This window comes from Thermolongibacillus altinsuensis (assembly GCF_004341205.1).
Taxonomy (GTDB): Bacteria; Bacillota; Bacilli; order Bacillales; family Anoxybacillaceae; genus Thermolongibacillus; species Thermolongibacillus altinsuensis.
On the sequence record NZ_SLUL01000022.1, the window covers coordinates 1 to 22,471 of the forward strand.

At 40.1% G+C, this 22,471-nt stretch carries 22 protein-coding genes and 2 riboswitches; of the genes, 13 read left to right on the forward strand and 9 right to left on the reverse strand.

Annotated features, from left to right (window positions below):
- Window positions 1-94 precede the first annotated feature (94 nt).
- Window positions 95-730, forward strand: coding sequence for a DUF2238 domain-containing protein (locus EDD69_RS14150; protein WP_424565373.1), 636 nt, complete (start codon window positions 95-97; stop codon window positions 728-730).
- Window positions 731-856: 126 nt separating this feature from the next.
- Here the strand turns inward: EDD69_RS14150 and EDD69_RS14155 are convergent, their stop codons facing one another.
- On the reverse strand, window positions 857-2,245 hold the full coding sequence (locus EDD69_RS14155) for an amino acid permease (protein WP_132949561.1): 1,389 nt from the start codon (window positions 2,243-2,245) through the stop codon (window positions 857-859).
- 328 nt (window positions 2,246-2,573) lie between these two features.
- Window positions 2,574-2,679, forward strand: a riboswitch (SAM riboswitch).
- Between the two features lie 112 nt (window positions 2,680-2,791).
- On the opposite strand from EDD69_RS14155, the gene EDD69_RS14160 reads away from it, so the two are divergent.
- Complete coding sequence (locus EDD69_RS14160) at window positions 2,792-4,135, forward strand: Na+/H+ antiporter NhaC family protein (RefSeq protein ID WP_132949562.1); 1,344 nt, start codon at window positions 2,792-2,794, stop codon at window positions 4,133-4,135.
- A gap of 357 nt (window positions 4,136-4,492) precedes the next feature.
- On the opposite strand, the gene EDD69_RS14165 is transcribed toward EDD69_RS14160, so the two are convergent.
- The 3 genes from EDD69_RS14165 to EDD69_RS14175 form a co-directional block, all read right to left on the reverse strand.
- Window positions 4,493-5,197, reverse strand: coding sequence for a pirin family protein (locus EDD69_RS14165; RefSeq protein ID WP_132949563.1), 705 nt, complete (start codon window positions 5,195-5,197; stop codon window positions 4,493-4,495).
- A gap of 25 nt (window positions 5,198-5,222) precedes the next feature.
- A complete protein-coding gene (locus EDD69_RS14170) occupies window positions 5,223-5,621 on the reverse strand; it encodes a DoxX family protein (RefSeq protein ID WP_132949584.1) in 399 nt (132 codons plus the stop codon).
- A 75-nt stretch (window positions 5,622-5,696) separates the two neighbouring features.
- Window positions 5,697-6,137 carry a MarR family winged helix-turn-helix transcriptional regulator gene (locus tag EDD69_RS14175; RefSeq protein WP_165871804.1) on the reverse strand — a complete coding sequence of 147 codons (441 nt, stop codon included), beginning with the start codon at window positions 6,135-6,137 and terminating at the stop codon, window positions 5,697-5,699.
- Between the two features lie 188 nt (window positions 6,138-6,325).
- Here EDD69_RS14175 and EDD69_RS14180 point away from each other — a divergent pair, with 188 nt between their 5' ends.
- The gene (locus EDD69_RS14180) at window positions 6,326-6,739 is read left to right on the forward strand and encodes a hypothetical protein (RefSeq protein WP_132949565.1); all 414 of its coding nucleotides are present in this window, start codon (window positions 6,326-6,328) and stop codon (window positions 6,737-6,739) included.
- 23 nt (window positions 6,740-6,762) lie between these two features.
- Window positions 6,763-8,229, forward strand: a complete 1,467-nt coding sequence (locus EDD69_RS14185) for a sodium:solute symporter family transporter (RefSeq protein WP_132949566.1) — start codon at window positions 6,763-6,765, stop codon at window positions 8,227-8,229.
- Window positions 8,230-8,326: 97 nt separating this feature from the next.
- On the opposite strand, the gene EDD69_RS14190 is transcribed toward EDD69_RS14185, so the two are convergent.
- The gene (locus EDD69_RS14190; RefSeq protein WP_132949567.1) at window positions 8,327-9,223 is read right to left on the reverse strand and encodes a DMT family transporter; all 897 of its coding nucleotides are present in this window, start codon (window positions 9,221-9,223) and stop codon (window positions 8,327-8,329) included.
- 165 nt (window positions 9,224-9,388) lie between these two features.
- On the opposite strand from EDD69_RS14190, the gene EDD69_RS14195 reads away from it, so the two are divergent.
- Window positions 9,389-10,102: a M20/M25/M40 family metallo-hydrolase gene (locus EDD69_RS14195; protein ID WP_243643131.1), complete on the forward strand. Its 714-nt coding sequence runs from the start codon at window positions 9,389-9,391 to the stop codon at window positions 10,100-10,102.
- 205 nt (window positions 10,103-10,307) lie between these two features.
- Here the strand turns inward: EDD69_RS14195 and EDD69_RS14200 are convergent, their stop codons facing one another.
- The 3 genes from EDD69_RS14200 to EDD69_RS14210 form a co-directional block, all read right to left on the reverse strand.
- Window positions 10,308-10,547: a hypothetical protein gene (locus EDD69_RS14200; RefSeq protein WP_132949568.1), complete on the reverse strand. Its 240-nt coding sequence runs from the start codon at window positions 10,545-10,547 to the stop codon at window positions 10,308-10,310.
- An 18-nt stretch (window positions 10,548-10,565) separates the two neighbouring features.
- A complete protein-coding gene (locus EDD69_RS14205; protein ID WP_132949569.1) occupies window positions 10,566-10,808 on the reverse strand; it encodes a spore germination protein in 243 nt (80 codons plus the stop codon).
- Between the two features lie 102 nt (window positions 10,809-10,910).
- Window positions 10,911-11,153, reverse strand: a complete 243-nt coding sequence (locus tag EDD69_RS14210; RefSeq protein ID WP_132949570.1) for a spore germination protein — start codon at window positions 11,151-11,153, stop codon at window positions 10,911-10,913.
- A gap of 205 nt (window positions 11,154-11,358) precedes the next feature.
- Between EDD69_RS14210 and EDD69_RS14215 the strand changes: the two genes are divergently transcribed.
- The 4 genes from EDD69_RS14215 (at window position 11,359) to EDD69_RS14230 (ending at window position 17,426) form a co-directional block, all read left to right on the forward strand.
- Window positions 11,359-11,601, forward strand: a complete 243-nt coding sequence (locus EDD69_RS14215; RefSeq protein WP_132949571.1) for a hypothetical protein — start codon at window positions 11,359-11,361, stop codon at window positions 11,599-11,601.
- 35 nt (window positions 11,602-11,636) lie between these two features.
- Window positions 11,637-13,751: a GDYXXLXY domain-containing protein gene (locus EDD69_RS14220; protein WP_132949572.1), complete on the forward strand. Its 2,115-nt coding sequence runs from the start codon at window positions 11,637-11,639 to the stop codon at window positions 13,749-13,751.
- A 511-nt stretch (window positions 13,752-14,262) separates the two neighbouring features.
- Window positions 14,263-14,463: riboswitch (cobalamin riboswitch) on the forward strand.
- Between the two features lie 166 nt (window positions 14,464-14,629).
- Entirely contained in the window at window positions 14,630-16,969 is a 2,340-nt protein-coding gene (metE, locus tag EDD69_RS14225; RefSeq protein ID WP_132949573.1) for a 5-methyltetrahydropteroyltriglutamate--homocysteine S-methyltransferase, read from the forward strand.
- The gene (locus tag EDD69_RS14230; protein WP_132949574.1) at window positions 16,944-17,426 is read left to right on the forward strand and encodes an acyl-CoA thioesterase; all 483 of its coding nucleotides are present in this window, start codon (window positions 16,944-16,946) and stop codon (window positions 17,424-17,426) included. The genes metE and EDD69_RS14230 overlap by 26 nt, the downstream gene beginning before the upstream one ends.
- A 277-nt stretch (window positions 17,427-17,703) precedes the next feature.
- Here the strand turns inward: EDD69_RS14230 and EDD69_RS14235 are convergent, their stop codons facing one another.
- On the reverse strand, window positions 17,704-17,889 hold the full coding sequence (locus EDD69_RS14235; protein ID WP_132949575.1) for a hypothetical protein: 186 nt from the start codon (window positions 17,887-17,889) through the stop codon (window positions 17,704-17,706).
- 392 nt (window positions 17,890-18,281) lie between these two features.
- Here EDD69_RS14235 and EDD69_RS15440 point away from each other — a divergent pair, with 392 nt between their 5' ends.
- The 4 genes from EDD69_RS15440 to EDD69_RS14250 all read left to right on the forward strand — a co-directional run bounded on the left by EDD69_RS15440 (window position 18,282) and on the right by EDD69_RS14250 (window position 22,353).
- Window positions 18,282-18,455: a hypothetical protein gene (locus EDD69_RS15440; protein ID WP_165871805.1), complete on the forward strand. Its 174-nt coding sequence runs from the start codon at window positions 18,282-18,284 to the stop codon at window positions 18,453-18,455.
- Window positions 18,456-18,618: 163 nt separating this feature from the next.
- Entirely contained in the window at window positions 18,619-19,233 is a 615-nt protein-coding gene (locus tag EDD69_RS14240; RefSeq protein WP_132949585.1) for a class I SAM-dependent methyltransferase, read from the forward strand.
- Window positions 19,234-19,384: 151 nt separating this feature from the next.
- Window positions 19,385-20,086, forward strand: a complete 702-nt coding sequence (locus tag EDD69_RS14245) for an ABC transporter ATP-binding protein (protein WP_132949576.1) — start codon at window positions 19,385-19,387, stop codon at window positions 20,084-20,086.
- Window positions 20,083-22,353, forward strand: coding sequence for an ABC transporter permease (locus EDD69_RS14250; RefSeq protein WP_132949577.1), 2,271 nt, complete (start codon window positions 20,083-20,085; stop codon window positions 22,351-22,353). The genes EDD69_RS14245 and EDD69_RS14250 overlap by 4 nt, the downstream gene beginning before the upstream one ends.
- Window positions 22,354-22,471 lie beyond the last annotated feature (118 nt).

Below are 22,471 nucleotides of genomic sequence, written 5' to 3' on the forward strand. Positions count from 1 at the left end.
CTATCCTTATTTCTGATGTCTACAAAACGTCTATGTTCATGAAAATCGAAGAAATTCAAAGAAAAAACGAGAAAATCGTTATTTTATAGAGGGAGTGAATAAAGTGAGAAAAATCCACCTATTTTTATTATTGGTCGTTGCGGCTGTTTTTATTTGGTCAGCAATCAAACCAGCAAGTTACCTGACATGGCTGTTGGAGGTTAGCCCTGCCGTTGTCGGTTTGATCATCGTCATCGCAACCTACAATAAATTCCGTTTCACTACTCTTTCCTATATCATTATGACGATTCTAGCCATTATTATGTTTGTCGGTGGACATTATACCTATTCAAAAGTTCCGCTTTTTAATTGGATCAAGGATGCTTGGCACTTAGAACGAAACCATTACGACCGATTTGGACATTTGCTTAAAGGATTATTCGTGATTGTGCTGAGAGAAATCTTATTACGGAAAACTCCATTAACGAAAGGTTCTTGGTTATTTACCATTGCCACAAGTATGTCGTTGGCCATTGCTGCACTGTATGAGATAATCGAATGGTTAGCTTTTAAAATAGGATCTAAAATAGGAAAGGAAGGAAATGCGACTAAAAACTTTTTAGGAACTCAAGGTGATATTTGGGATGCACAATGGGATATGTTATGTGCCTTAGTTGGTTCGGTTGTTGCATGGCTCATCTTTTCTAAGCTGCATAACAGACTGTTACAAAAAGAAGGAATAAAAGAATAAAAAGATGACGCCCCTTATCTTAGAAATAAGGGGAGTCGTCTAGGAAAAAATAAACGACAAATCTGCAATCAAAAAACCTCGGATTCAATCCGAGGTTTTTAAACGTATAACCACGTTTGCCAACTTTCAGAGATTTTGCACTAGACCCTTTTTTCCTTTGTTATATTCACCGCTTTTTTCTTTTCTGTTTTTGCTCATAAAAGAAAATGTGGCGAGCAGCACTAATGTAACCAAGCAAACGGTAGAGCCGATTGTATTATCTTTATTAAATATAAAGGAGATGAAGATCATCAATAAAGATACGATTGCTAATATCGTTGTGTATGGGAACCATTTTACTTGGAAGAACGGTTTCTCCTTATATTGGGAACGGAGTTTGAGCTGAGCTAAACAAATGCTCACCCATAATAAAAGAATCGTAAAACCAGGGATTGTCATTAAATAGCTGATGACTTGATCTGGAGTCATATACGCTAAAAATACCCCAAACAATATACATATTGCTGTTACAATAATCCCATTTATCGGTATTCCTTGTTTGGAAATCTTTAAAAACCTTGTTGGAGCTTCACCGCTTTGAGCCATTGAATATAACATTCTGGAAGTTGCATAGATCCCAGAGTTTGCCGCTGATAAAACCGCTGTTAAAAGAACAAAATTCATGATATGAGCTGCACCAGGAAGCCCTGTGATGCTGAGCACCTGAACAAATGGACTTTCTTCTCCTGTCACCTTATTCCATGGCATTAAACCGCATATAATCAGAATCGGAAGAATATAAAAAAGAATGACTCTCCATACGGTTCCCTTAATGACTTTTGGCAATACCTTCTCTGCATCTTTTGTTTCAGTAACAGCGACCCCAATTAGCTCCGCCCCGCCATATGAGAACATGACGACTAAAAAGGCGCTCAACATTCCGTCGATTCCATGAGGAAAGAACCCACCATGTTCCGTGTAATTAGACAAAGGATCATTTATATTGCTCGGAATGATTCCTGATAAAATGCAAAAACCTAAAATAATGAAAGCTGTTAATGCAATAATTTTAATTCCCGCGAACCAAAACTCAATCTCCCCAAAGTACTTCACTTGAAACAAGTTAATCCCGACGATCAAGACGGCACAAAGGAAGCTTAAAAACCATAGCGGTACGGATGGAAACCAATATGTTAGGAAACTTCCTGCTGCTAAAACTTCGACAATGGTGACAATAATCCAATTGATCCAATACAGCCATCCGACGACAAAGGATGTGTGAAAGCCAAAAGCTTTATAGACAAGATGCTGAACGTTTAAGTTTGGATAGACAATAGCCATCTCAGCCAATGCCGACATCACAATAAATAATAATAGGCCTCCTAATAAGTAAGCAAAAACGACACTTGGCCCTGCTATATTTAACGTATCTGAACTTCCTTTAAAAATACCCGTTCCAATCATGCCTGCTAGAGCAATAAACTGGACGTGCCTAGGCAATAAGCCTTTCTTTAAATTTTGATGATTTGTTTCCATGTTGTTTTTTCCCTCCAGACGCAATTCCTGATGCATTATTAAATAAACATACTAGAAAGAATAGATAAGATCAGACCAAAGACTGTACTCCTTTCTAAGCTTTTTTACTTAAACGCTTTTAAGCTTTCAAGCTTTTATGCTTTTATGTAGTAAAATATGTTTTTAGAATATAATAATGTTCTTTTATTTGTCAAGGGTGTGTCGCAAAACTCATTGTTAGATTTGATTAAAAATTTTTAAAAATGAGACATTTTTAAGTTGTATTGCGCAACAGGTCAATATGTTGTAATCTTTTATTTGTTTTTACAACAGAATACAATCGTTCATCTTCTTATCGAGAGAGGCGGAGGGACTGGCCCTAAGAAGTCTCGGCAGCGGACTCGGTTTCGAGTGCTGTGCCAAATCCAGCAAGCGTTATGCTTGAGAGATAAGAAGGGTTTCTTATATAGATCCGTATAAGGCCTCTTCTTATATTCAGATAAGAAGAAGGCCTTTTTCTCTATGTGAAAAGGCCCTTCGAAAAATCTATCAAATGAGGTGGAAAGATTGGAATTGAAAAAAGGAAATGTATTTGCGTTATTCCCATTTGTCGTCTTTTTAGTGTTGTTTATCGGTGCAGGAGTGGTAACGGGTGATTTTTATCAGTTTCCAGTCATTGTAGCGATTTTGATTGCGGCAAGTATTGCGTTGATGATGAATCCAAAAGAGTCCTTGTCAAACAAGGTTGAGGTGTTCACAAAAGGGGCAGGGGACCCGAATGTTATGTTAATGGTGATCATTTTCTTATTAGCGGGGGCATTTTCGGAAGTAACGAAAGGAATGGGGGCTGTTGAATCAACAGTCAATTTAGCGCTTTCCATTATTCCGCAAAATTTATTAATCGTCGGTATCTTTGTGATTGCATGTTTTATTTCTATTTCGATGGGAACCTCCATGGGAACGATTGTAGCGTTGGCACCGATTGGAGTCGGAATTAGCGAACAAACGGATATTTCTTTAGCCTTATCGATGGCAGCAGTCATTGGCGGCGCCATGTTTGGAGATAACTTATCCTTTATCTCTGATACAACGATCGCGGCCGTCCGAACACAAAATACGAAAATGAAAGATAAGTTTAAAGTGAACTTTTTAATTGTTTTACCTGCGGCGATCATCACCGCTGTTCTTTTCGGAGTCATCACGGCTGGAGAGCAAGCGGAAATTACGAATCATTCTTTTAACTGGGTGAAAATTTTACCTTATGTTGGTGTATTAGTATCCGCATTAATGGGTGTCAATGTATTAGCTGTATTAGCGGGCGGTATTTTACTGGCAGGCATGATCGGTCTTCTTGATGGAAGCTACAGCGCAATGGGGCTCATTCAAGCCATCGGTGACGGGGTCGCTGGAATGCAGGAGCTGTCGCTGCTTGCGATCTTAATTTCTGGTATGGTTGAAGTCATTAAACATAACGGTGGAATCGATTATTTGCTTCAATTAGTAACCAAAAAGGTAAAGTCGAAAAAAGGAGCGCAATTCGGGATTGCCGGGTTAGTGAGCTTAACGAATCTTTCAACAGCCAACAATACGATTTCGATTTTAATTGCGGGTCCGCTTGCGAAAAACATTGCCGATCAATACGACATTGACCCGCGTAAATCTGCCAGCTTACTAGATATTTTCTCATGCAGTTTACAGGGGCTCATCCCATATGGTGCCCAAATGCTTGTGGCAGCAGGGGTTGCTTCCATTTCGCCATTAAGCATTTTACAATATTCGTTCTATCCAATCTTAATTGGAATTTGCGGTCTGCTTGCGATTGTATTTGACCTTCCAAAATTGAAAACACAACAAGAAGTGAAGGCGAACTTCGAAGCGAATAAAGCGGTGCAAAAAGGTCTCGAATGCTGAGACCTTTTTTTATTGGTGCGCCTGCCATCATAAAACAAAAAAGGTTGGATTCGAGCACCAACCTAATAAACTATGAATAAAATTTGAAGTTCATGTAGATTTGTACGAAATAAAATCATGATTATGGAGTGCGTTCCTGTCACGCCCTGAAGTAATGGGCTTGATCTAGCTCGTAAGGTTAGAAGGTGGAGTGCAAAAGAAAGGATTATCAACTTTATAATCGAAAGTTGTAACAAAGCAAATGAGTAAAGGAAAAGCGTTTTTAGAACGATAAACCAAGTGCCTGCTACTAAATCAACCGATAATAATAGCACCCACTCACTCGAGCAGGTGCTATTTTCGTGAAAAAGGATAATCTTAAGGAAGATCAATTAACATAAATCTCGCTTGTGAAGGAGTGGAGATATGAAGTTTCGTAACGTCGGTGATCCGTGCGGCATCACGGCGATGTAAAGTGGTATCGTGATTTAATGTTAACTCTCCTTCAATGACAAACACGTAAATTCGTCTGCCTTCTTTTTGTTCAAACGTCAGTGTATGATCTTTTTCAAGATCGGATAAATACATGGTGAGATCTTGGTGAATGTATGCGACTTGTTCGCCTGCTTTTTCTTTCGATACAACAGGCAATAGGTTGTTTTTCATTTTGGTCACGTCATATTGAATTTGTTCGTATGAAGGAGTCAGTCCATACTTCTCTGGCAAGAACCAAAGTTGAAGGAAATTGACTGCTTCGGTTGGCGATGGATTCATTTCAGAGTGAACGATGCCTGTTCCAGCGGTCATTCGCTGAACTTCACCAAAGGAAATGATTCCGTGATTTCCAATACTATCTCGATGTTCCAATTGTCCTTTTAAGACGACAGAAACGATTTCCATTTCTTGATGCGGGTGAGCGCCAAAGCCGCGCTGCGGTGCAACAATGTCGTCGTTAAAAACGCGAAGTGGACCAAACTGAATGTTTTCAGGATCAAAATATTCAGCAAATGAGAAGCTAAAATGACTTTGTAGCCATCCATGATTTGACTGGTATCGGCTATCAGCAGGGTATACGCGAATCATATTCGATCACCTTTCTAGCATTGTGTTAGCGCAAAATAGCATCTAGTGAATAGTCGCCGGCGCCAATAAGTGCGATTCCGACCACAACCGCAATTAAAACGAGGTTATATTCGAATCCATTTTGGGTAACCCAAAATCCGTTTGGAGCATGGACTTTTGCGATGGCTACAATCATTGTCGCCGCGATCAAGAAAGCAGCAAATGGTGTAAACAATCCTAAAGCAAAGAGTAAACCGCCGACAAACTCAGCTAATCCAGCTAACAACGCCATTGTCGTTCCAGGTTTTAAACCGATGGATTCTAACCATCCGCCTGTACCTTTCAGTCCGTATCCACCAAACCAACCGAATAATTTTTGAGCACCGTGACCAACAAATGTTAATCCAACAACCAAACGAATGATTAAAAGACCGATATGCATCATCATGATCCTCTCCTTTACATTTATCTTAATTTCGATTATCTTGAATTCAAGATATAAGGTTTAAACAATAGGCCTTTATAAAGGCTTCAGCGAAAGGCCTATCTTTTTCAGTAATTCAATTGCTTCAGCTTTTTCTTCGATCGATAATGTTTGAAACAGCTCCGTTATTTTTTCTGTGTGCTGCGGAAAGATGTTATCCATGAGTGCTTTTCCTTTTTCAGTAATGACCGCATATGTGATGCGGCGATCTTTTTCGCAACGTTTACGGACGATATATCCTTTTTCTTCTAGCTTGTCGATGACATAAGTCATGCTTCCGCTTGTCAGCAAAATCTTTTCGCCGATTTGTTGAATGGGCTGTGCTCCTTTATGGTAAAGCAAATCGAGAACGCCAAATTCTGTTGGATTGAGCCCGTAACGTTGGATATCGTTTTTGACATGTTCCGCAACGACTTTGTGTGCCCGCGCGAGCACAACAAACAGTTTTAATGAAAGAGTGTTGTCATTCTGATTCATATGCATCAACCTTTATCTTGAATTCAAGATAATTATATGCTTACAAAAAGTAAGTTGTCAATGCTAAAAACAAAAAATCAAAAGAAATAATAATTAGAAAATTCACTAAATTACATTGAAAAATAGTTTTAATTTTCGTATAATAACTCCCATATAATGAATCATTCATAGATGTAAGGAGGTTTGACATGTCTAAAAAGGATGTTGGTATTTTATTATTGTTGGCGGGGACTGTTTTGATCTTAATAGGAATGCTTGCAACTTCATGGGAATTAATTTTGTATCCATACTTTGTGATGATCGGAATTATTTTAGCGATCGGTTTAGGGAAGATTTTATTATCTTCTAAACATCTGATCACCATCCCATCTGTTAGTAGTGCCATTTTCATCATTTTATTTATGCTGTTAGATGTAAATGGATGGGCAAGTGCAACAGGTGGGGGAAATGCAACAAAGTACTTTTTAGGACTTGTTCCAACCACTTTTATTTTTCTTGTATGTGTATCATCTACCGTCATTTTGCTTTCATTTTTATACATATGGGTATTTAACTATGAGAATAGACTGAAAATTAATAAAAATAAAACGTTTTACACGTAAGCTAAGAGGGGGAAGGGAGAAAGGTGAACAGCACAATCATTGCTATTTTAGTTATTTATATGGCCGTTTGTATCGTCATTGGTGTTTGGGCGACGAAGCGAACAAAAACGAGTAGTGATTTTTTTATTGCGGGACGTAACTTAGGAATGTTCGTGATGTCTATTGCTGCATTTTCATCTGTACAGAGCGGTTTTGGATTGGTTGGAGGGGTCGGTTTAACTTTTAGTAATGGATTAGGTTTTGTAACGGGAGCATTAATTGCTGCACCAATTGGCTTCGTTCTGACATGGTTCTTGGTCGGCAAACGAATGTGGGAACTCGGGGAGAAAGCAGAGATTTTTACGTTAGGAGATGTTGCGGAGTATCGATACAACAGCAAAGGGGCTCGTGTTTGGGTTTCGTTCGCTGTCATTTTAGGAGTCATCGGTTATTTAGGAACGCAAGTACAGGCGATGGGGATTGTTATGAATACGATTCTTGGTGTATCACCAAAAGTAGGAGCCATGATCGGACTTGCTATTTTAGCAGCCTATGCAGTCGGTGGAGGAATGATTGCAGGGGTATACACAGATGTAGTACAAGGTCTCATTATGATCATTGTTTCATTATTTGTATTCATTTACGCCATCCAAGCAGGCGGCGGCATGCTCGAAATTACCCAAACATTGCAAGAAGCTGAACCGTTAATGGCATCTCCAACAGGAATGTTTCCTATTATAACGGTTGCATGTTGGTTCTTCCTCATGAGTTTTGGAATGGCAGGTCAGCCACATTTGATTACGAAATTTTTAATGGTAAAAAACGTTAAAGAGTTGAAATGGGGGGCGTTCACAGCTGGGTTAGCTTATTTAGTCACGATATTACTAGTAGTAGGAATTGGTTTATCAGCTGCCGCTTTAACAATCAAAGGGGAATTTCCGTCTATTTCGTCTGCGGATGAAACATTAACAACGTTTTTACTTGAATACACACCACCAGTTATTACAGGGTTAGTGTTATCTGGATTGTTGGCAGCAATCATGTCAACAGGAGATAGCTTTGTAAACTTAGGTGCCGCTTGTATCGTTCGCGATTTTCCAAAAGCATTCAATATGAAAGTGAAAAACGAATTGCTATGGAGTCGACTTGCTGTTGTGGGATTACTAGTTGCATCTGCTCTATTTGCCTTTTATATGGACACATTAGTTGGATTGCTTGGGGTATTTGGCTTTGGAACATTTGCCTCCGCTTTATTCCCAGTGATCGTTCTTGGATTGCTATGGGAAAGAGCAACAGCAAAAGGGGCCATTGCAAGTGTGATTGTAGCGTTAGCAAGCAACTTTATTTTAGAAATAGGCGCTAAGTATGGCTTAAAATTGTTGCCGCCAGGAGTGATTAACGGAGCATTTGCCTTTGTGATTTCCATCATTGTATTTATAACGGTTTCACTCTTTACTTATAGCGAAAAAGAAAAAGTATCGGGAGAGATGAAGGAGATTATCCAAGGATAAAAGGTGAGAAAGGGTGAAAGCATCCTTAGTTATGAAAAAGCCGAGTAGCGAGCGCTATTCGGCTTTTTGCTATTCCTTTTAGAAGCACAATTAAAATCTACACCTGGGCGTTTCTTATAACTTTCTCTTTTGGTTTCGTCATTTTTGTTGCAAAATAAACTCCGATGAGCACGAAAGCGCCGCCGATGATTTGGGATTCGAGAATCTTTTCGCCTAACATTAATGTAATGATGGCAGTAAATACCGTAATTAAATTTAAATACACACCCGCATGGCTAGGGCCAACTTTTTTTACAGCCATATTCCAAAAAACAAAGGAGCAGACAGAAGGAAACAACCACATATAGATGATTCCAGTCATCCCTCTTGCGCTTAATTGGGTTATATCAAACGGCTGCAGGAAAAGGAATGGAAATAAAAAAATGACGCTAAGAAAAACCGAACAAGCAGTTGCTGTAATAGGAGGAACGGCTAATCTTTTTCCGATAATCGAGTAAAAGACCCAAACTAAATTAGCCGCGATCATCATTAAATCCCCGCGGTTATAGGTCGTTTGAAAGATCCATTCCAAATGTCCCTTCGTTAATATCAAAAGCACTCCAATAAGGGAAAGAGCAAACCCTCCAACATTTACCCAAGTCATTCTTTCTTTCAATATAAGAAAAGAAAAAACAACCATCATAGCTGGATTCAGTGCATTGACCAATGAGGCATTCATCGGCGATGTGTATTCTAATGCTCCGTAAAGGAGGAGATTATACCCGATCACACCCAAAATTCCCATACAGCTTAACGGCAACCAAAAATGTTTAAATACTTCGCGGTAATTAGGGCGTTCAACGAAATAAGAAATCGGAATGAGAAAAGTTAAAGCTAAAAACCACCTTGTAAACGTAATCCATAATGGACTCATTTCGGCAACGACGTATTTTCCAAATACATAGTTTCCCGCCCAAAACAAATTGGCTAAAATTAAAAAGATTCTCTCCCTCATCACAAAGTCTCCTATCTATTAGAATTTAATTATATATTTTACCAAATAATTGCCACTACGTCTTGGAGTGTGTACTGTCACTGTCTAAAATTTGCCGAATGAATTAATATATAATAGCTGTTAAATATTTCAGGGGGAAATGGAAACGAAGAGGAAATTCGTACGGTGGTCCACGAGAAGCTTGCGTCATATGTTGAGCGAATCACCACGGACCGATACGGCAATTTGCTTGCGCAGAAAAAATGTAAAACGGGATGTGGACCGACGATTTTGCTGAATGCTCATTTGGATACGGTAGAGGAGTTGGAAGAGGGAAGAGAAATTGTGAAAAATGGGCCGATTTGGTCAAGCAGTAAAGGGATTTTGGGAGCGGATGACCGCGCCGGTGTAGCGGTGTTGCTTGAAGTTGCGAAATGGCTTGAAACGTCTAGATTCAACGGAACGATCAAATTTGCTTTTACTGTCGAAGAGGAATGCGGGCTCGTCGGGGCAAGGGAGCTTGAAGAATATTTCCTTTGGGATGTGGATGCAGCCATTGTGGTTGATCGGCGGGGAACAGGCGATATTGTCACTTCATGCGGAATGATTCAGCCGTTTTGCGACATTCGCTATGGACAGTTTTTTGAAAAAGTGGCTAACGATGCTGGTTTATTAGGCTGGAAATGCACAGCGGGAGGAAGCAGCGACACAAGAATATGGGCATCGCGAGGCATTCAAAGCGTGAATTTATCTGTCGGGTATCAATTTGAACACACGGATGATGAAATCTTGGATACGGATGCTTGCTATAATACCGCTCAATTCATTAAAGCTGTGTTAAATCAATCAAAAGAGCTTTCAAGAACATTGCGGAGTTTGCGTTTAACCGATGCTGTATGATGTTTTTGAGGCATAAACACAAAGAAATCGAATCCATTCTACAATAGAAGCCGATCGGGCTTCTATTTTTGTTTTTCTCTAATGAACATCAGATTTTCTGAATAGGGAGGTCTTTATACGATATGTATAGCCACTTTTCCATTAAACATCAAACTCCCCGCTGTTTTGGTCATTGGATGATTGTTCCTGTTGTGAATGATTTTCGCTATTCATCTTTGTGGAGTCTTCTTCTTGATGGGATGAATCGTGTGTTTGTTTTGGTTCTTCCATTTTTTCTTTCCATTCTTTTCAATATTTCCGCATGATGCCCATACATCTGCATGGAATTTGTAATGGATTTGGAAATAGAATCTTGGACATATTTTTCAATCTCTGTAGAATGTGATTGTTGTAGCCATTTTTGAATTCCTTCTTTAAAAGGGAAGAGTGATTGAAAAGGAAACATTCGTTATCCTCCTTCGTGTTAAAATTGATTGGTTATAGGCAATGAAGGGTTCAAAATTTGGTCTTGATCGCTTACATCTGTATCGAAATATCCGCTAACCATCCATGAGCTAGTAGGTGAAAAATCCCCTAACGAGATGTTTGTGCCTATACTTTTCGTGTTAGCTGTGTGGCTATTGTGAACGATGCCGCCTACATCGATATTCCCATTTTGTGTAACCCCGTTTGTTTTCATGTTAAAGATGTTGATCACAAATGGCATACTGATTCCCCCTTCTTTTTGATAATCATTTTCCTTGATAGGAAATCTCCTTCAAGCTATATCTGGTTTATATTTTTCGTCTTTTTTAGCCGCTCATCATGTTTACCCTTGGGTTGCATTTACATTTGCAGGGTTGGCAATGTCGCCTAGATCATTGACATCAGGATCGATAAATACATTTTCCATACCTGCAGCTGTAGGAGAGAGATCTCCATATGAGGCATTTTGTCCTTGTAATTTGCTGTTGGCTGTAGGGGCATTATTAAGCGTTTCGCCAATATTAACCGACCCGTTGTTAGAGATGTTGTTAATTTTAATCATATAAATGTTGATGATAGAGGGCATATATGGTTCCTCCTAGCGTCCTGTTATTCGGTAATATATGCCATTATTTGCTTATTTGTGAATTCAATGCCCAGATTCGCGAACGACGGAGAACAATGTCGCTGCTGCTGTTTTTGTTTCCAACTATATAAATTCAAGTTGAGTTTCCGACATACCTTATCATGAAAAGAAGATCGCTTTTCTGCCATAGGGGGCAAGAAAAATCTTGCCGTCCCGGCATGCCTCTAGCATGCCGATCCCGAACGTAAAACGCATAGCGGACAAATTTGTTTGTCCAATGGCGTTTTCGTTCGGGGAAGTGGCAGAAAAGTTTATTCATGTCGGAAAATTAAGATTATCATATCTCTTTCTCCTCGACATTGTCAGATCGAAGAGAAAATGCAAAAACGGTCGTGATGCTCATTTCGACGAAATTTGTTACGGATTTGGTTATTCAGGTATGGTATAATGATGGAAATATTTACTTTGATCGGGGGATGAAGCATGACAGAGCGCTGGGTGAAGACGGGATACTTTATGGGTGTGGCGTTAACGTTAGCTTCCATTGTTTATTTTTTTGCCTCTAATTGGCAAGGATTTGACCGATTGACGAAAGTAAGTTTAAGCGTCGGTTTTATGTGGTTGTTTTACGGTGCGAGCGCTGTTCTTGCGTATGTCATGAAGCGATATGATTTTTTAAGCAAGTGGTTGTTTGTTGTTGGAGCGATTGGATTTGGAATTGCTGTGGCATTAGTCGGACAAATTTATAATTCCCATGCCGATAGCTTTTGGCTGTTTTTGATTTGGCTCATTCCAAGCGGTATATTGGCATGGATGACCGGATACGAACCCCTTCGTATATTAAGTGTTGTGCTGCTTCAACTGACCTTCTGGTTTTATTATTTTCCGTCTTCGTATCAGGTGGATCGAGGAGAATGGGAAGCGTTTGTGACACTATTCGTTTTTGCACTGATCAACGGGATTATTTTTGTGTTCCATCGTTCCGCTGTCGTTCCTTATCTTGCGTATGTGGCACTGCAAGGTTGGTTGTTTGTCATCTTTCAAATCGGCATGATCTATGACCGATTTACAGGGTGGCCATATGTCTATGCGTTCATTCTGGCTGGTTTCCTTTATTATTTTTTCAACATCGCCAAAAGGCGTTCGTATATTCTAATTACAGGCCTATTTGCCGGGGTTTTTCTCATCGTTCAATATTTCCGTTTCGTTGCTGAATATTTTCATGGTGGTGTGTTTCTTGCGGGGCTATTACTTGCCGGGGGACTTGTTTATGGAAGCATTCAGCTGCTGAAAAGAGTGAGAAAAGTGTCGGTTGACGGGGCGAAAGGGCGAACGTTTATGCTCGCATTTCAAGTGCTCGTTACGGCTGTTGCCTCCTTGATTGCTGTGTCGAGCATAATGGGGCTGATTACGATATGGGCGAACGATTTTTCGCCAAACGTATTGTTTGTTTTATCGATAGTTTGCTTTGTCTTTCCGGCTATTTTTCTACAAAAATGGAATGACATTGTTCGATATACGTTATTGGCCGTCGGATATGGACTCGGAGTGATTGTTTCGTGGGAAATTCCCATTTTCATTTTCGTTAGCTACAGCATCGTTTTACTTTTCTTTTACCTAAAGTCATCCAATACTGTCGTGCGAATTCTTACGAACATTGCGTTATCTGTTTATGGATTGGTCATCGTATTGGATTGGACAAATGAACTTCGTCTCTCCTTCTTGTTTGTTTTGGCATTGAATGGATGTTTGTATTGGCTGGTGAGGGGGAACAAGTATGAACGGCTTTTTCCTCTTTTGCTTGGACTCGGAGCACTTTTGCTGTTAACGAGCATGGATCTTTTTACCGTCGATGCAGGGTATGTTTTATCCAATGTTTTGTTTGTAGTGGTTGTGGTGGGATTTATCTTTTTCCAGTCAAAGAATAACGAACGATTCGGACTTGGGATCGCTTGGTTTTATTGGTGGCTGTTTCTTGTTTTGAAATACTATGAATTCGCTTGGGATCTTCTAGATAAGTCGATCAGCTTGTTGATTTCCGGTATTCTCTTTCTTGCAGGAACGGCGTTTTTGGAGAAGCGAAGAGGGGTCATTCAAACAGAACGGATGAATTGGCTTCAGCAAAAATGGCGCTCTTTACTAGCCGTTGCAGTCATTCAAAGCATTTTTATCGGATCCGTTGTGTTTGATAAAGAACAACATTTAAGAAATGGAGAAGTCGTCAAATTACAGTTAGCACCAGTGGATCCCCGCTCATTGCTTCAAGGAGATTACGTACGCCTTCGCTATGAAATTTCAACGATCGAAAAGAGGGATGAACGAGGAAACGTTCGAATCATTTTACGAAAAGACGACAAAGGCGTCTATCGCTTCGCTGGAATTTATTCCGTCAATGGAAAGAAAAATGAGCGATATGTGCGGCAAGAAGGAGATGTTCTGCTGAACGGAAAGATCAAAGGGGACACCGTTATTTACGGAATTGAATCGTACTTTGTCCCAGAGGGAACAGGGGGAGATGTGCAAGAACAGGCTCGTTTTGCATACGTTCGGGTAAGTAAAACAGGAGATGCCCTTTTGGAGAAAATAAGTGATCGGTAGGGCAATGGTATAGGGAATTATGACCAATCTCTAAAAAACAGATAGTTATATGATCATTTCGATATTACGACGCAATATGCTCCCTGAATCTACAGGGGGGGCATATTGTTTAATTTTTTTCTTGGAACCGATGATGATTATAGAAATCAATATAATATTTACCGAGAAGTCTTCCACCTCTAAGCGAAGTGTAAAGCGGTCTTCTATTCATGATGAGATATGTCGGAAACTCAACTTGAATCTATATAGATGTTGTTTGTAAAACTAGAGTAAAAACTCAAAGTTTAAAAAAACAGTATAAGAGATCCTAAGATTTTGTATTCTTGACAATAGTGCTAAAGAATGGTAGTCTTATTTTAAAATTTTTCTGAATTTTATATCAAGGACAGTTTTGTCTTTTTCTGTGAAGCAATCATCGCTCATGAAGGCAGATGGTCGTCAAAGCAAGCTTCTGAATGAACAATTGAATAAATGTGGGAACAGGTTCCGAGGATGACGAGCGGATTCAATGAAAAGCTTTGGGCACTAAAGCTCCTTGTCCGATGTTCATCCGAGGATTAAAAGGGAAGTCCGGTGAGATTCCGGCACGGTCCCGCCACTGTGATAGAGGAGTTTCCGTCACAACGCCACCGCCACTGATCAGGAGATTGGGAAGGCAGACGGCAAGCGATGATCCTTAAGTCAGGAGACCTGCCTGTTCTGACAACACTGCTTTTACCTACGGGAGATAGGGAGGTGTTAGAATCGAAAAAAGGGGGCTTGTTACCCTTTCTTTGGCATTTCTAACTTTCCGTCGGAACGTTGGAAATGCCTTTTTTATTTCAGCAGCACACTTGTTCATTTGTTTAAAAGACAATCATAGCAAAGGAGAGAAAAACATGAAATCGAGCAATCTTGGTTATCCGCGCATCGGTGAAAAAAGAGAATGGAAAAAAACATTAGAGTCTTTTTGGGCTGGTCAAATAGAGGAGACTGATTTTCTGGCTATCATGGAATCCATTCGTCTTGCACATATAAGAAAGCAAAAAGAAATAGGTATTGACCTTATTCCAGTAGGCGATTTTACTTTTTATGATCATATGCTTGATACCGCCGTCATGTTTGGTCTAGTGCCGGAACGGTTTCATCATACCGGGGGCGAGGTTCCGCTTTCCGTCTATTTTTCTATGGCTCGCGGTAGCAAAGACGCTCCCGCTTGCGAAATGACGAAATGGTTTAATACGAATTACCATTACATTGCACCAGAACTAAATAGCCGCCTTCGTCCACGTTTGATAGAAAACAAGCCGCTGAAAGCTTTTCAAGAAGCGAAAGCAAAGCTGGGGATTAAAGGGAAGCCGGTTCTTATCGGTCCTTATACGTTTATCAAACTTTCTAAAGGCTTCGATTCAAAACAGCTTCCGGCTCTAATCTTACTGTTGCTCCCCCTCTATGAACAAGTGTTGCAAGAGTTGGAAAAAGAAGGAGCCGAATGGGTACAAATCGATGAACCGATTCTCGTTACTTCTTTGGCAAAAGAAGAAATGGCGACAATTGCGTTTATTTATCAAAAATTAAATAAGGCTGCTCCTCGATTGAACATTATGTTGCAAACTTATTTCGAAGCGGCTGAGTGGTATGAAGAACTGATCGAGCTACCGGTACAAGGCATCGGGTTAGATTTTACTTGCAGTCTTGAAGAAAATTCGGAGAATATACTAAAATTTGGTTTTCCGTCCGACAAAATTTTAGCCGCTGGGATGATCGATGGCCGCAACATTTGGCGGGCAGACTTGGCTGAGAAAAGAAAACTTATTGAAACGATTGCCGCTGTTGTACCCGAAGATCGGCTCTGGCTTCAGCCTTCTAGCAGTTTGATTCATCTGCCTATTACTATCAAAAATGAAATAAATTTATCACCGCTACTGAAACATTCATTGGCTTTTGCAGATGAAAAGCTTGAGGAAATCGTATATTTAGCAAAGCTATTTCGTGGTGAAATAGATCAAGAAGACCGCTATTATCAAGACAATCAACAAGCGCTCCGCTTATTGAAAAACGATGCCTCAAGGTATAACCACCACGTCCAAAAGGAGCAGGAAAAACTGAAAAATGAACGGGCTGAACGTAAATCCCCTTATCTCGTTCGGAAAAAACGACAAAAAGAAGTTTGGGAGCTGCCGATTCTTCCAACGACGACAATTGGAAGTTTTTCGCAAACAGCGGAAGTCCGAAAAGCGCGGCAAAAGTTGAAAAAAGGTGAATGGATCCAGCCGCAATATGAACAGTTCATTCAACAAGAAATCCGAAAATGGATTGCCATTCAAGAAGAAATCGGTTTGGACGTATTGGTACACGGTGAATTTGAAAGAACAGATATGGTCGAATTTTTTGGAGAAAAGTTGGGAGGCTTTGCTTTTACCGAAAACGGCTGGGTGCAGTCGTACGGTTCACGCTGCTTTCGTCCACCGATTATATATGGGGATGTGGAATTTTTGCAGCCAATGACAGTCAAAGAGAGCGTCTATGCTCAATCGTTGACGAGCAAGCCGGTTAAAGGAATGCTGACCGGTCCGGTTACCATTTTAAACTGGTCCTTTGTCCGCGATGATCGGCCGCGTCAAGAAGTAGCCGAGCAAATTGCCCTTGCGTTGAGAAAAGAAGTAGAAATATTGGAAGCAGCGGGAATTTCCATGATTCAAGTAGATGAACCAGCTCTGTTGGAAGGGCTGCCGCTGAAAGAAGAGAAGAAGCAGGAGTATTTAGAGTGGGCTGTGCGGATGTTCCGTATCGTGACTTCGACTGTGGAAGACACGACTCAAATTCATACGCATATGTGCTATTGCGATTTTTCGGCGTACATGCACGATATTAGCAAAATGGATGCAGATGTGATCTCTATTGAAACATCAAGAAGCCATGGAGAAATCATTCCTGTCTTTGAGAAAGAAACGTATGACAAAGGGATCGGTTTGGGAGTCTATGACATTCACAGCCCGCGCGTTCCGTCTGTGGAAGAAATCGCAGCAATCATTGAACAGTCATTACAAGTGCTGGATGTAGAACAGTTTTGGATCAATCCTGACTGCGGTTTAAAAACAAGAGGCGAAGAGGAAACGATTGCTTCTTTGAAAAATATGGTGGCTGCTGCACGACTCGTTCGAAAGAGACTAGACGGGAAAGAGCCGACTGTAGCGGAAGGGAGAGAACGAAATGATTCAACCAAAGCCCGTAAGTGAATCGAGAACATTGTTAACGGACTTAGTGTTCCCGCCGGATACGAATCATCATCATACGATTTTTGGAGGCAAGGTCATGGCGTATGTTGATAAAATTGCCTGCATTGCCGCTATGAGACATTGTCGAAAACCAGTTGTGACCGTTTCTAGTGATTCCTTTGATTTTCTTGCACCAATTAAAACGGGTGAGGCGATCCATCTAGAGGCGTATGTCACATGGACCCACCGAACATCGATGGAGGTATTTGTAAAAGTGGGGGCAGAAAACTTGTTAACAGGGGAAAAACGGCTGACAGCGCGTGCTTATTTAACTTTCATTGCCTTGGATGAAAACGGAAAACCAACCCCTGTGCCACCCGTAATTCCAGAAACAGAAGAAGAAAAAAAGCAACATGCTCATGCAGAAGAGCGATACGCATTGCGCCAAAAACGAAAACTAGAATTAGAGGTCAATTAGAAGTCTGCCCCAGTCACATTAACGAGTTAATATTTTGGAGTAATTCCTCTTGACGAGATGCAAACACATGAAATATATGAATGGGGAATGAAAAATGCCATTATATTTTGCGTACGGAAATTGCATGTATTATGCATGTATTAGAGGAATTATTTAAACGTTTGACGAAAGGAGAATAAACAACATTCTCGGGCAAAGGGAATGTTCCTTTGCCCAAATTTGGTGGTATAGTACCGATCTATTCATAAGGTATCTGGCAACCCATGCAGAAAAAGGGTTATAAAAAAGGATTGTCGTCAGAATGTCTGTGATTGTGCATATAAGTTTCGATATAAATTCTTTCAGAATCTGAAGCGTTTTTTGCTCCTTCTTCAGGATCGATTTGAATATTTCGTTTTTTAGCGAAAAGATCAATCAAAAAACCTAAGAAAAGCAGCCCGCCAATGAATATGATCCATCCCATCTTCTTCCCCTCCTGCTTTCACTTTACTATATTTTTACACAACATTGATAAATAATTCTATTCACCTTTTATGAATCTTTTAAACTTTCTTTCGACGCGTTTCAACATTCTTTTTGCTTGTTGTTCGGTAAAATTTGAGAAAGAGAAGTTTAGCGATCCGTTTTTCATGATGGCAATTGAATTTTTAATATTTTTTGATGAGTTTTCCTCCTCTAAGCGAAAAAAGGTTTATAATCGGATTAATCATGTTTTGGTTAAGAGAAGGTGTATGAATCATGAACAAAAAGTTTTATTTCATGTTTACAGTTTCAAAAAGGCTATTTTCTAATTTCAAAAAATGTTAAAATTTAAAATAATATACTATATTTGTAAAGGAAGGTGTTTGAAAATTTATGAACAAATATCAAAAAATTTCAATTGGTGTAATGATTGGGTTTCCAATATTTTTTTTAGTAGTGAGCTTGTTTACTGGAAAATGGGGGTTCTTCCTTTGGAGTTTAGCGCCAAGTTTTATCAGCGGGATGACAGGGTTTTTTGCTTCTAAAAATGCAAATAGGACTACCTAAAATTAACAATGCAAATTTACGCGATGAACGCTGTGTAGGAAGGGAAAATGGATTGTGGGAAGGATTCGAGAAAGGTCGGGAAGAAGGACGGAAGAAACTGATCCGCAATAAAGTGCGAAAACTGTGTCTGCATATCTTCAGTAGATTTGAAAAGGTGATAGCAATGAACAACAGATGGAATGCTTTTATCTATAAGTGTTGGGCACCGATTTATGATTTCTTTTTTAATCGAGGTTTATTTTATGCAGCGAGAAAAAAAGTATTTGAGCACATTCCTGTTGCTGAGGGAAGCAAGATTCTATTTGTCGGAGTGGGGACCGGGGCGGATTTAGCATTTTTCCCGTTAGACAAAACGAGAGTTGTCGCTATTGATTACTCTTTTGACATGCTGCAGAAGGCCAAAAGGAAATATCCGCATATCGAATTGCTTCAAATGGATGCTCAAGCCTTGTCTTTTCCAGATCATTCGTTTGATATGATTGTTGCCAGTTTGATCGTCAGCGTTGTACCAAATCCAGAGAAAGCATTGTTAGAAATGGTGAGAGTAACTAAAAAAAGTGGGCATATTCTTATATTCGATAAATTTGTGCCTAGGCACAAAAAGCTCTCGATTGCGAAAAAAATCATTCGTCCTTTCATCAAGTTATTGGGAACGGATATAGGCGTTTCATTTGAAAAAATTTATGAGAGCGTTAAACATGAATGTCATGTAATCGAGGATACGGATGTGATGATGCAAGGGATCTATCGAAAAATCGTGCTGGAAAAAAGAGTTTGATAAAAAGTGATGAGTTAAGACAGAATCTGTGGTGCTTCTGTCTTTTTTTGTTTTTTCATTTATTTTTCACGTTGAAAGCTGAGGATTTCATGAAAAAATTGTGTTTCGACAGCTCGCTATGTAAGATGGATGTATAAGGGAGGAATGAATGATGGGGATTTTATTAAAAAACGTGCAAAAAGTGTACAAAAGCGGAGATGTAGAAGTTCAAGCGTTAAAAAATGTATCGTTAACCTTACCGGAGGGGACGATTTCCGTCATTTTAGGGCCTTCTGGTTCTGGTAAGTCGACGCTATTAAATGTCATCGGAGGAATCGATCGTGCGAACGGTGGAGAAGTACATATTTTCGATCAAGCAATTCACGAATTCAATGATGATCAGTTAACGGAGTACCGACGGAAATATGTGGGCTTTATCTTTCAATCTTACAACCTTATTCCGACGTTAACCGTATACGAAAATGTAGAGGTAGGCGCTGAAATTAGCGAGTCTCCGTTGCCGATCGATGAGGTTTTAAAAGGGGTGGGCATGTACGATAAAAAAGATAAGTTTCCGCAGCAATTAAGCGGCGGGGAACAGCAACGGGTGGCAATTGCGAGGGCGTTAGTGAAAAATCCGCGTCTGCTGCTTTGCGATGAGCCGACCGGGGCGTTGGATGAAGAAACGGGAAAAACGATTTTACGCCTGTTACAAGACGTTCACCGACAATTCGGAACGACCATTCTGATTATTACCCATAACCAAGGGATTAGTGCCATGGCCCATTGGGTCGTCAAAATGAAAAGCGGGGAGCTAGTGGAGTGCGCGAAAAACGAGCATCCAATTGACGCGGAGAAGGTGAATTGGGTATGAATAAGCTCTCGAAAGGCGTTTTGCGGGAAATTAGGAAAAGTAAATTCCAATATAGCGGCACGATTGTTTTGTTAGCTTTAGCTGTGATGCTGTATGTGATGTTAAATACATCGATTCATGCGTTAGAAGAAAGCAATGAACAATTTGTCAAACAATACGTACAAGAAGATTTCCATGTGTTTACGGGGACATCGTTGAAAAAGCAACAAATGGAAGAACTAGAACAGAAATATCAAGTTCTCTTAGAGGAACGAAAGGGAAAGGATGTTTTTTTAGGAAAAGGAAAATCTCTTCGCGTGTTTACCATTCCTGAAACGGTAAATATACCGTATGTGGAAGACGGGAAGCTCCCAGAGAAAGACAACGAAATTGCGATTGCGCAGTCGTATGCAACCGCGAACGGGTTGTCCGTTGGCGATACGTTGACGATCGGGCAAGAAAAATGGACCATTTCCGGAACCATTTATTTGCCTGATTATGTGTATATGTTAAAAAATGTAAACGACTTAATTCAAGATCCAGCTTCTTTTGGAATTGCTTTAGTTAGCGATAAAGGGTTTGAACGGTTAGAAGGGACAGGAGTCATATTCTATTCCGGGCACTGGAAAAAAGGCGAGCAAGCAGACGAGTTTCGAGCGGCATTGTCTTCGATCACTCCGATTATTTTATGGATGAATGGAGACGAAAATCCACGGATTACGTATATTGAGACGGAAATTCAAGGAACGAAAACGACGACGAAGGTTTTTCCGCTCTTTATTGCCGGGATTGTCGTGATGATGGTTCTCGTTTTATTAAAGCGGCGTTTGGAACTTCAACGAAGCCAATTAGGAACCCTCCTCTCGATCGGTTACCGGAAAGGAGAGATTGTTCGGGCATTTCTCCTTTATCCTGTGTTGATCGGATTGGTCGGAAGCGTGCTCGGCATTGTGAGCGGATTGTTCTTTTCGATTCCCATTACGGAAATCTATACCCAATTTTTTAATTTGCCGTTATTACATGATTTTCAAGTGAATGTCGAGGCCCTTGTTTTCGCTTTGATTGTTCCGTTAAGTTTACTTTGTCTTGTTAGTTGGTACGTTATTGCTCGACAACTTCGTCAATCGCCCATTGATTTGCTTCGTCCGTCCCTGCAGCAACGGAAAAATCGTATTCATCGAGAGCGGTTCATCCGTTTTCGCTTGAAAAAATTTTCTTCTCGCTTTCGCTTACGTATGTTAACTCGTCATATCGGTCGAATGATCTTATTAAGCATGGGAATCATTTTGGCTACCGTTTTATTAATGTATGGTTTTATCTCTATGAATTCAATGGATACGTTGTTAAATAAAACGTACAAGGAAAGCTTCAAATACGAATACGCCTACTATTTTCAAGAACTTCAGCGAGGCGATGCGAAATCGGGTGATCCGTTTACGTTTGCTGAAGGATCCATTCTTTCCGTTAACGGCAAGAAGCTAGATGAAGATCAAACTGTTTCCGTATACGGGATCGATCCATCTGTAAAACTTCTTCGATTGGAAAATGGTCAAGGGCATCGCTTGCTTTCATCAATGGGAGAGGGAGCGATCGTAACGAAAGCCTTAGCCTATGCGTTGAATGTTCAAGAAGGCGATGAACTTCTTCTTTGGAGCGAGTCCAATCAGAAAAAGCTTTCTGTGACGGTAAAAGGAATTGCGGAGATTTATACAGGGACATCGATTTATATGAATCGTGAAGCGGTAAACGATTGGGCAGGATATCCGGACGGTGCTTATGTAGGTATATGGACAAAAGAGCCGCTTTCTCATCCTCAAGGGGTGTACATGACCGAATCAAAAGAAGATATGATTCAATCGTTTCAATCCATTATGAAACCGATGCGTTATTCCTTGTTCATTATGTCAGGGCTCGCTTTTGTGATTGGTGTTATTATTGTTTCTTTAATTACGAACTTAATCGTTGATGAGAACACGATAACGATTTCCTTAATGAAAATCATGGGGTATCAGGACCGTTCCATCGCTTCACTTATTCTTAATATTTATACACCGGTCGTCTTTGTCAGTTATTTGCTCGGGATCCCTATTTCTTTATTCAGTATTGACGCGCTTGTTCGCTCGATTGCGGATGAAACAAATTATGTCTTACCTGTTGGCGTCGATTATAGGATGGCGGTTCTCGGTTTGTTTTTCATTTACGCTTCCTATTATGCTTCCTTATGGATCAGCCGCCGAAAATTGAAAAAAGTTTCTTTACAAGAGGTGTTAAAAGGACAAGAACGATAATAATGGAAAGAAAAAGAGGCTGACTCAAATGGGTCAGCCTCGTTATGTGTTTCATGTTCGGAATCGGCATACATTTAGAACGAAAAACTTGTTGGATGAGACAGAAAAGCATTCTTCT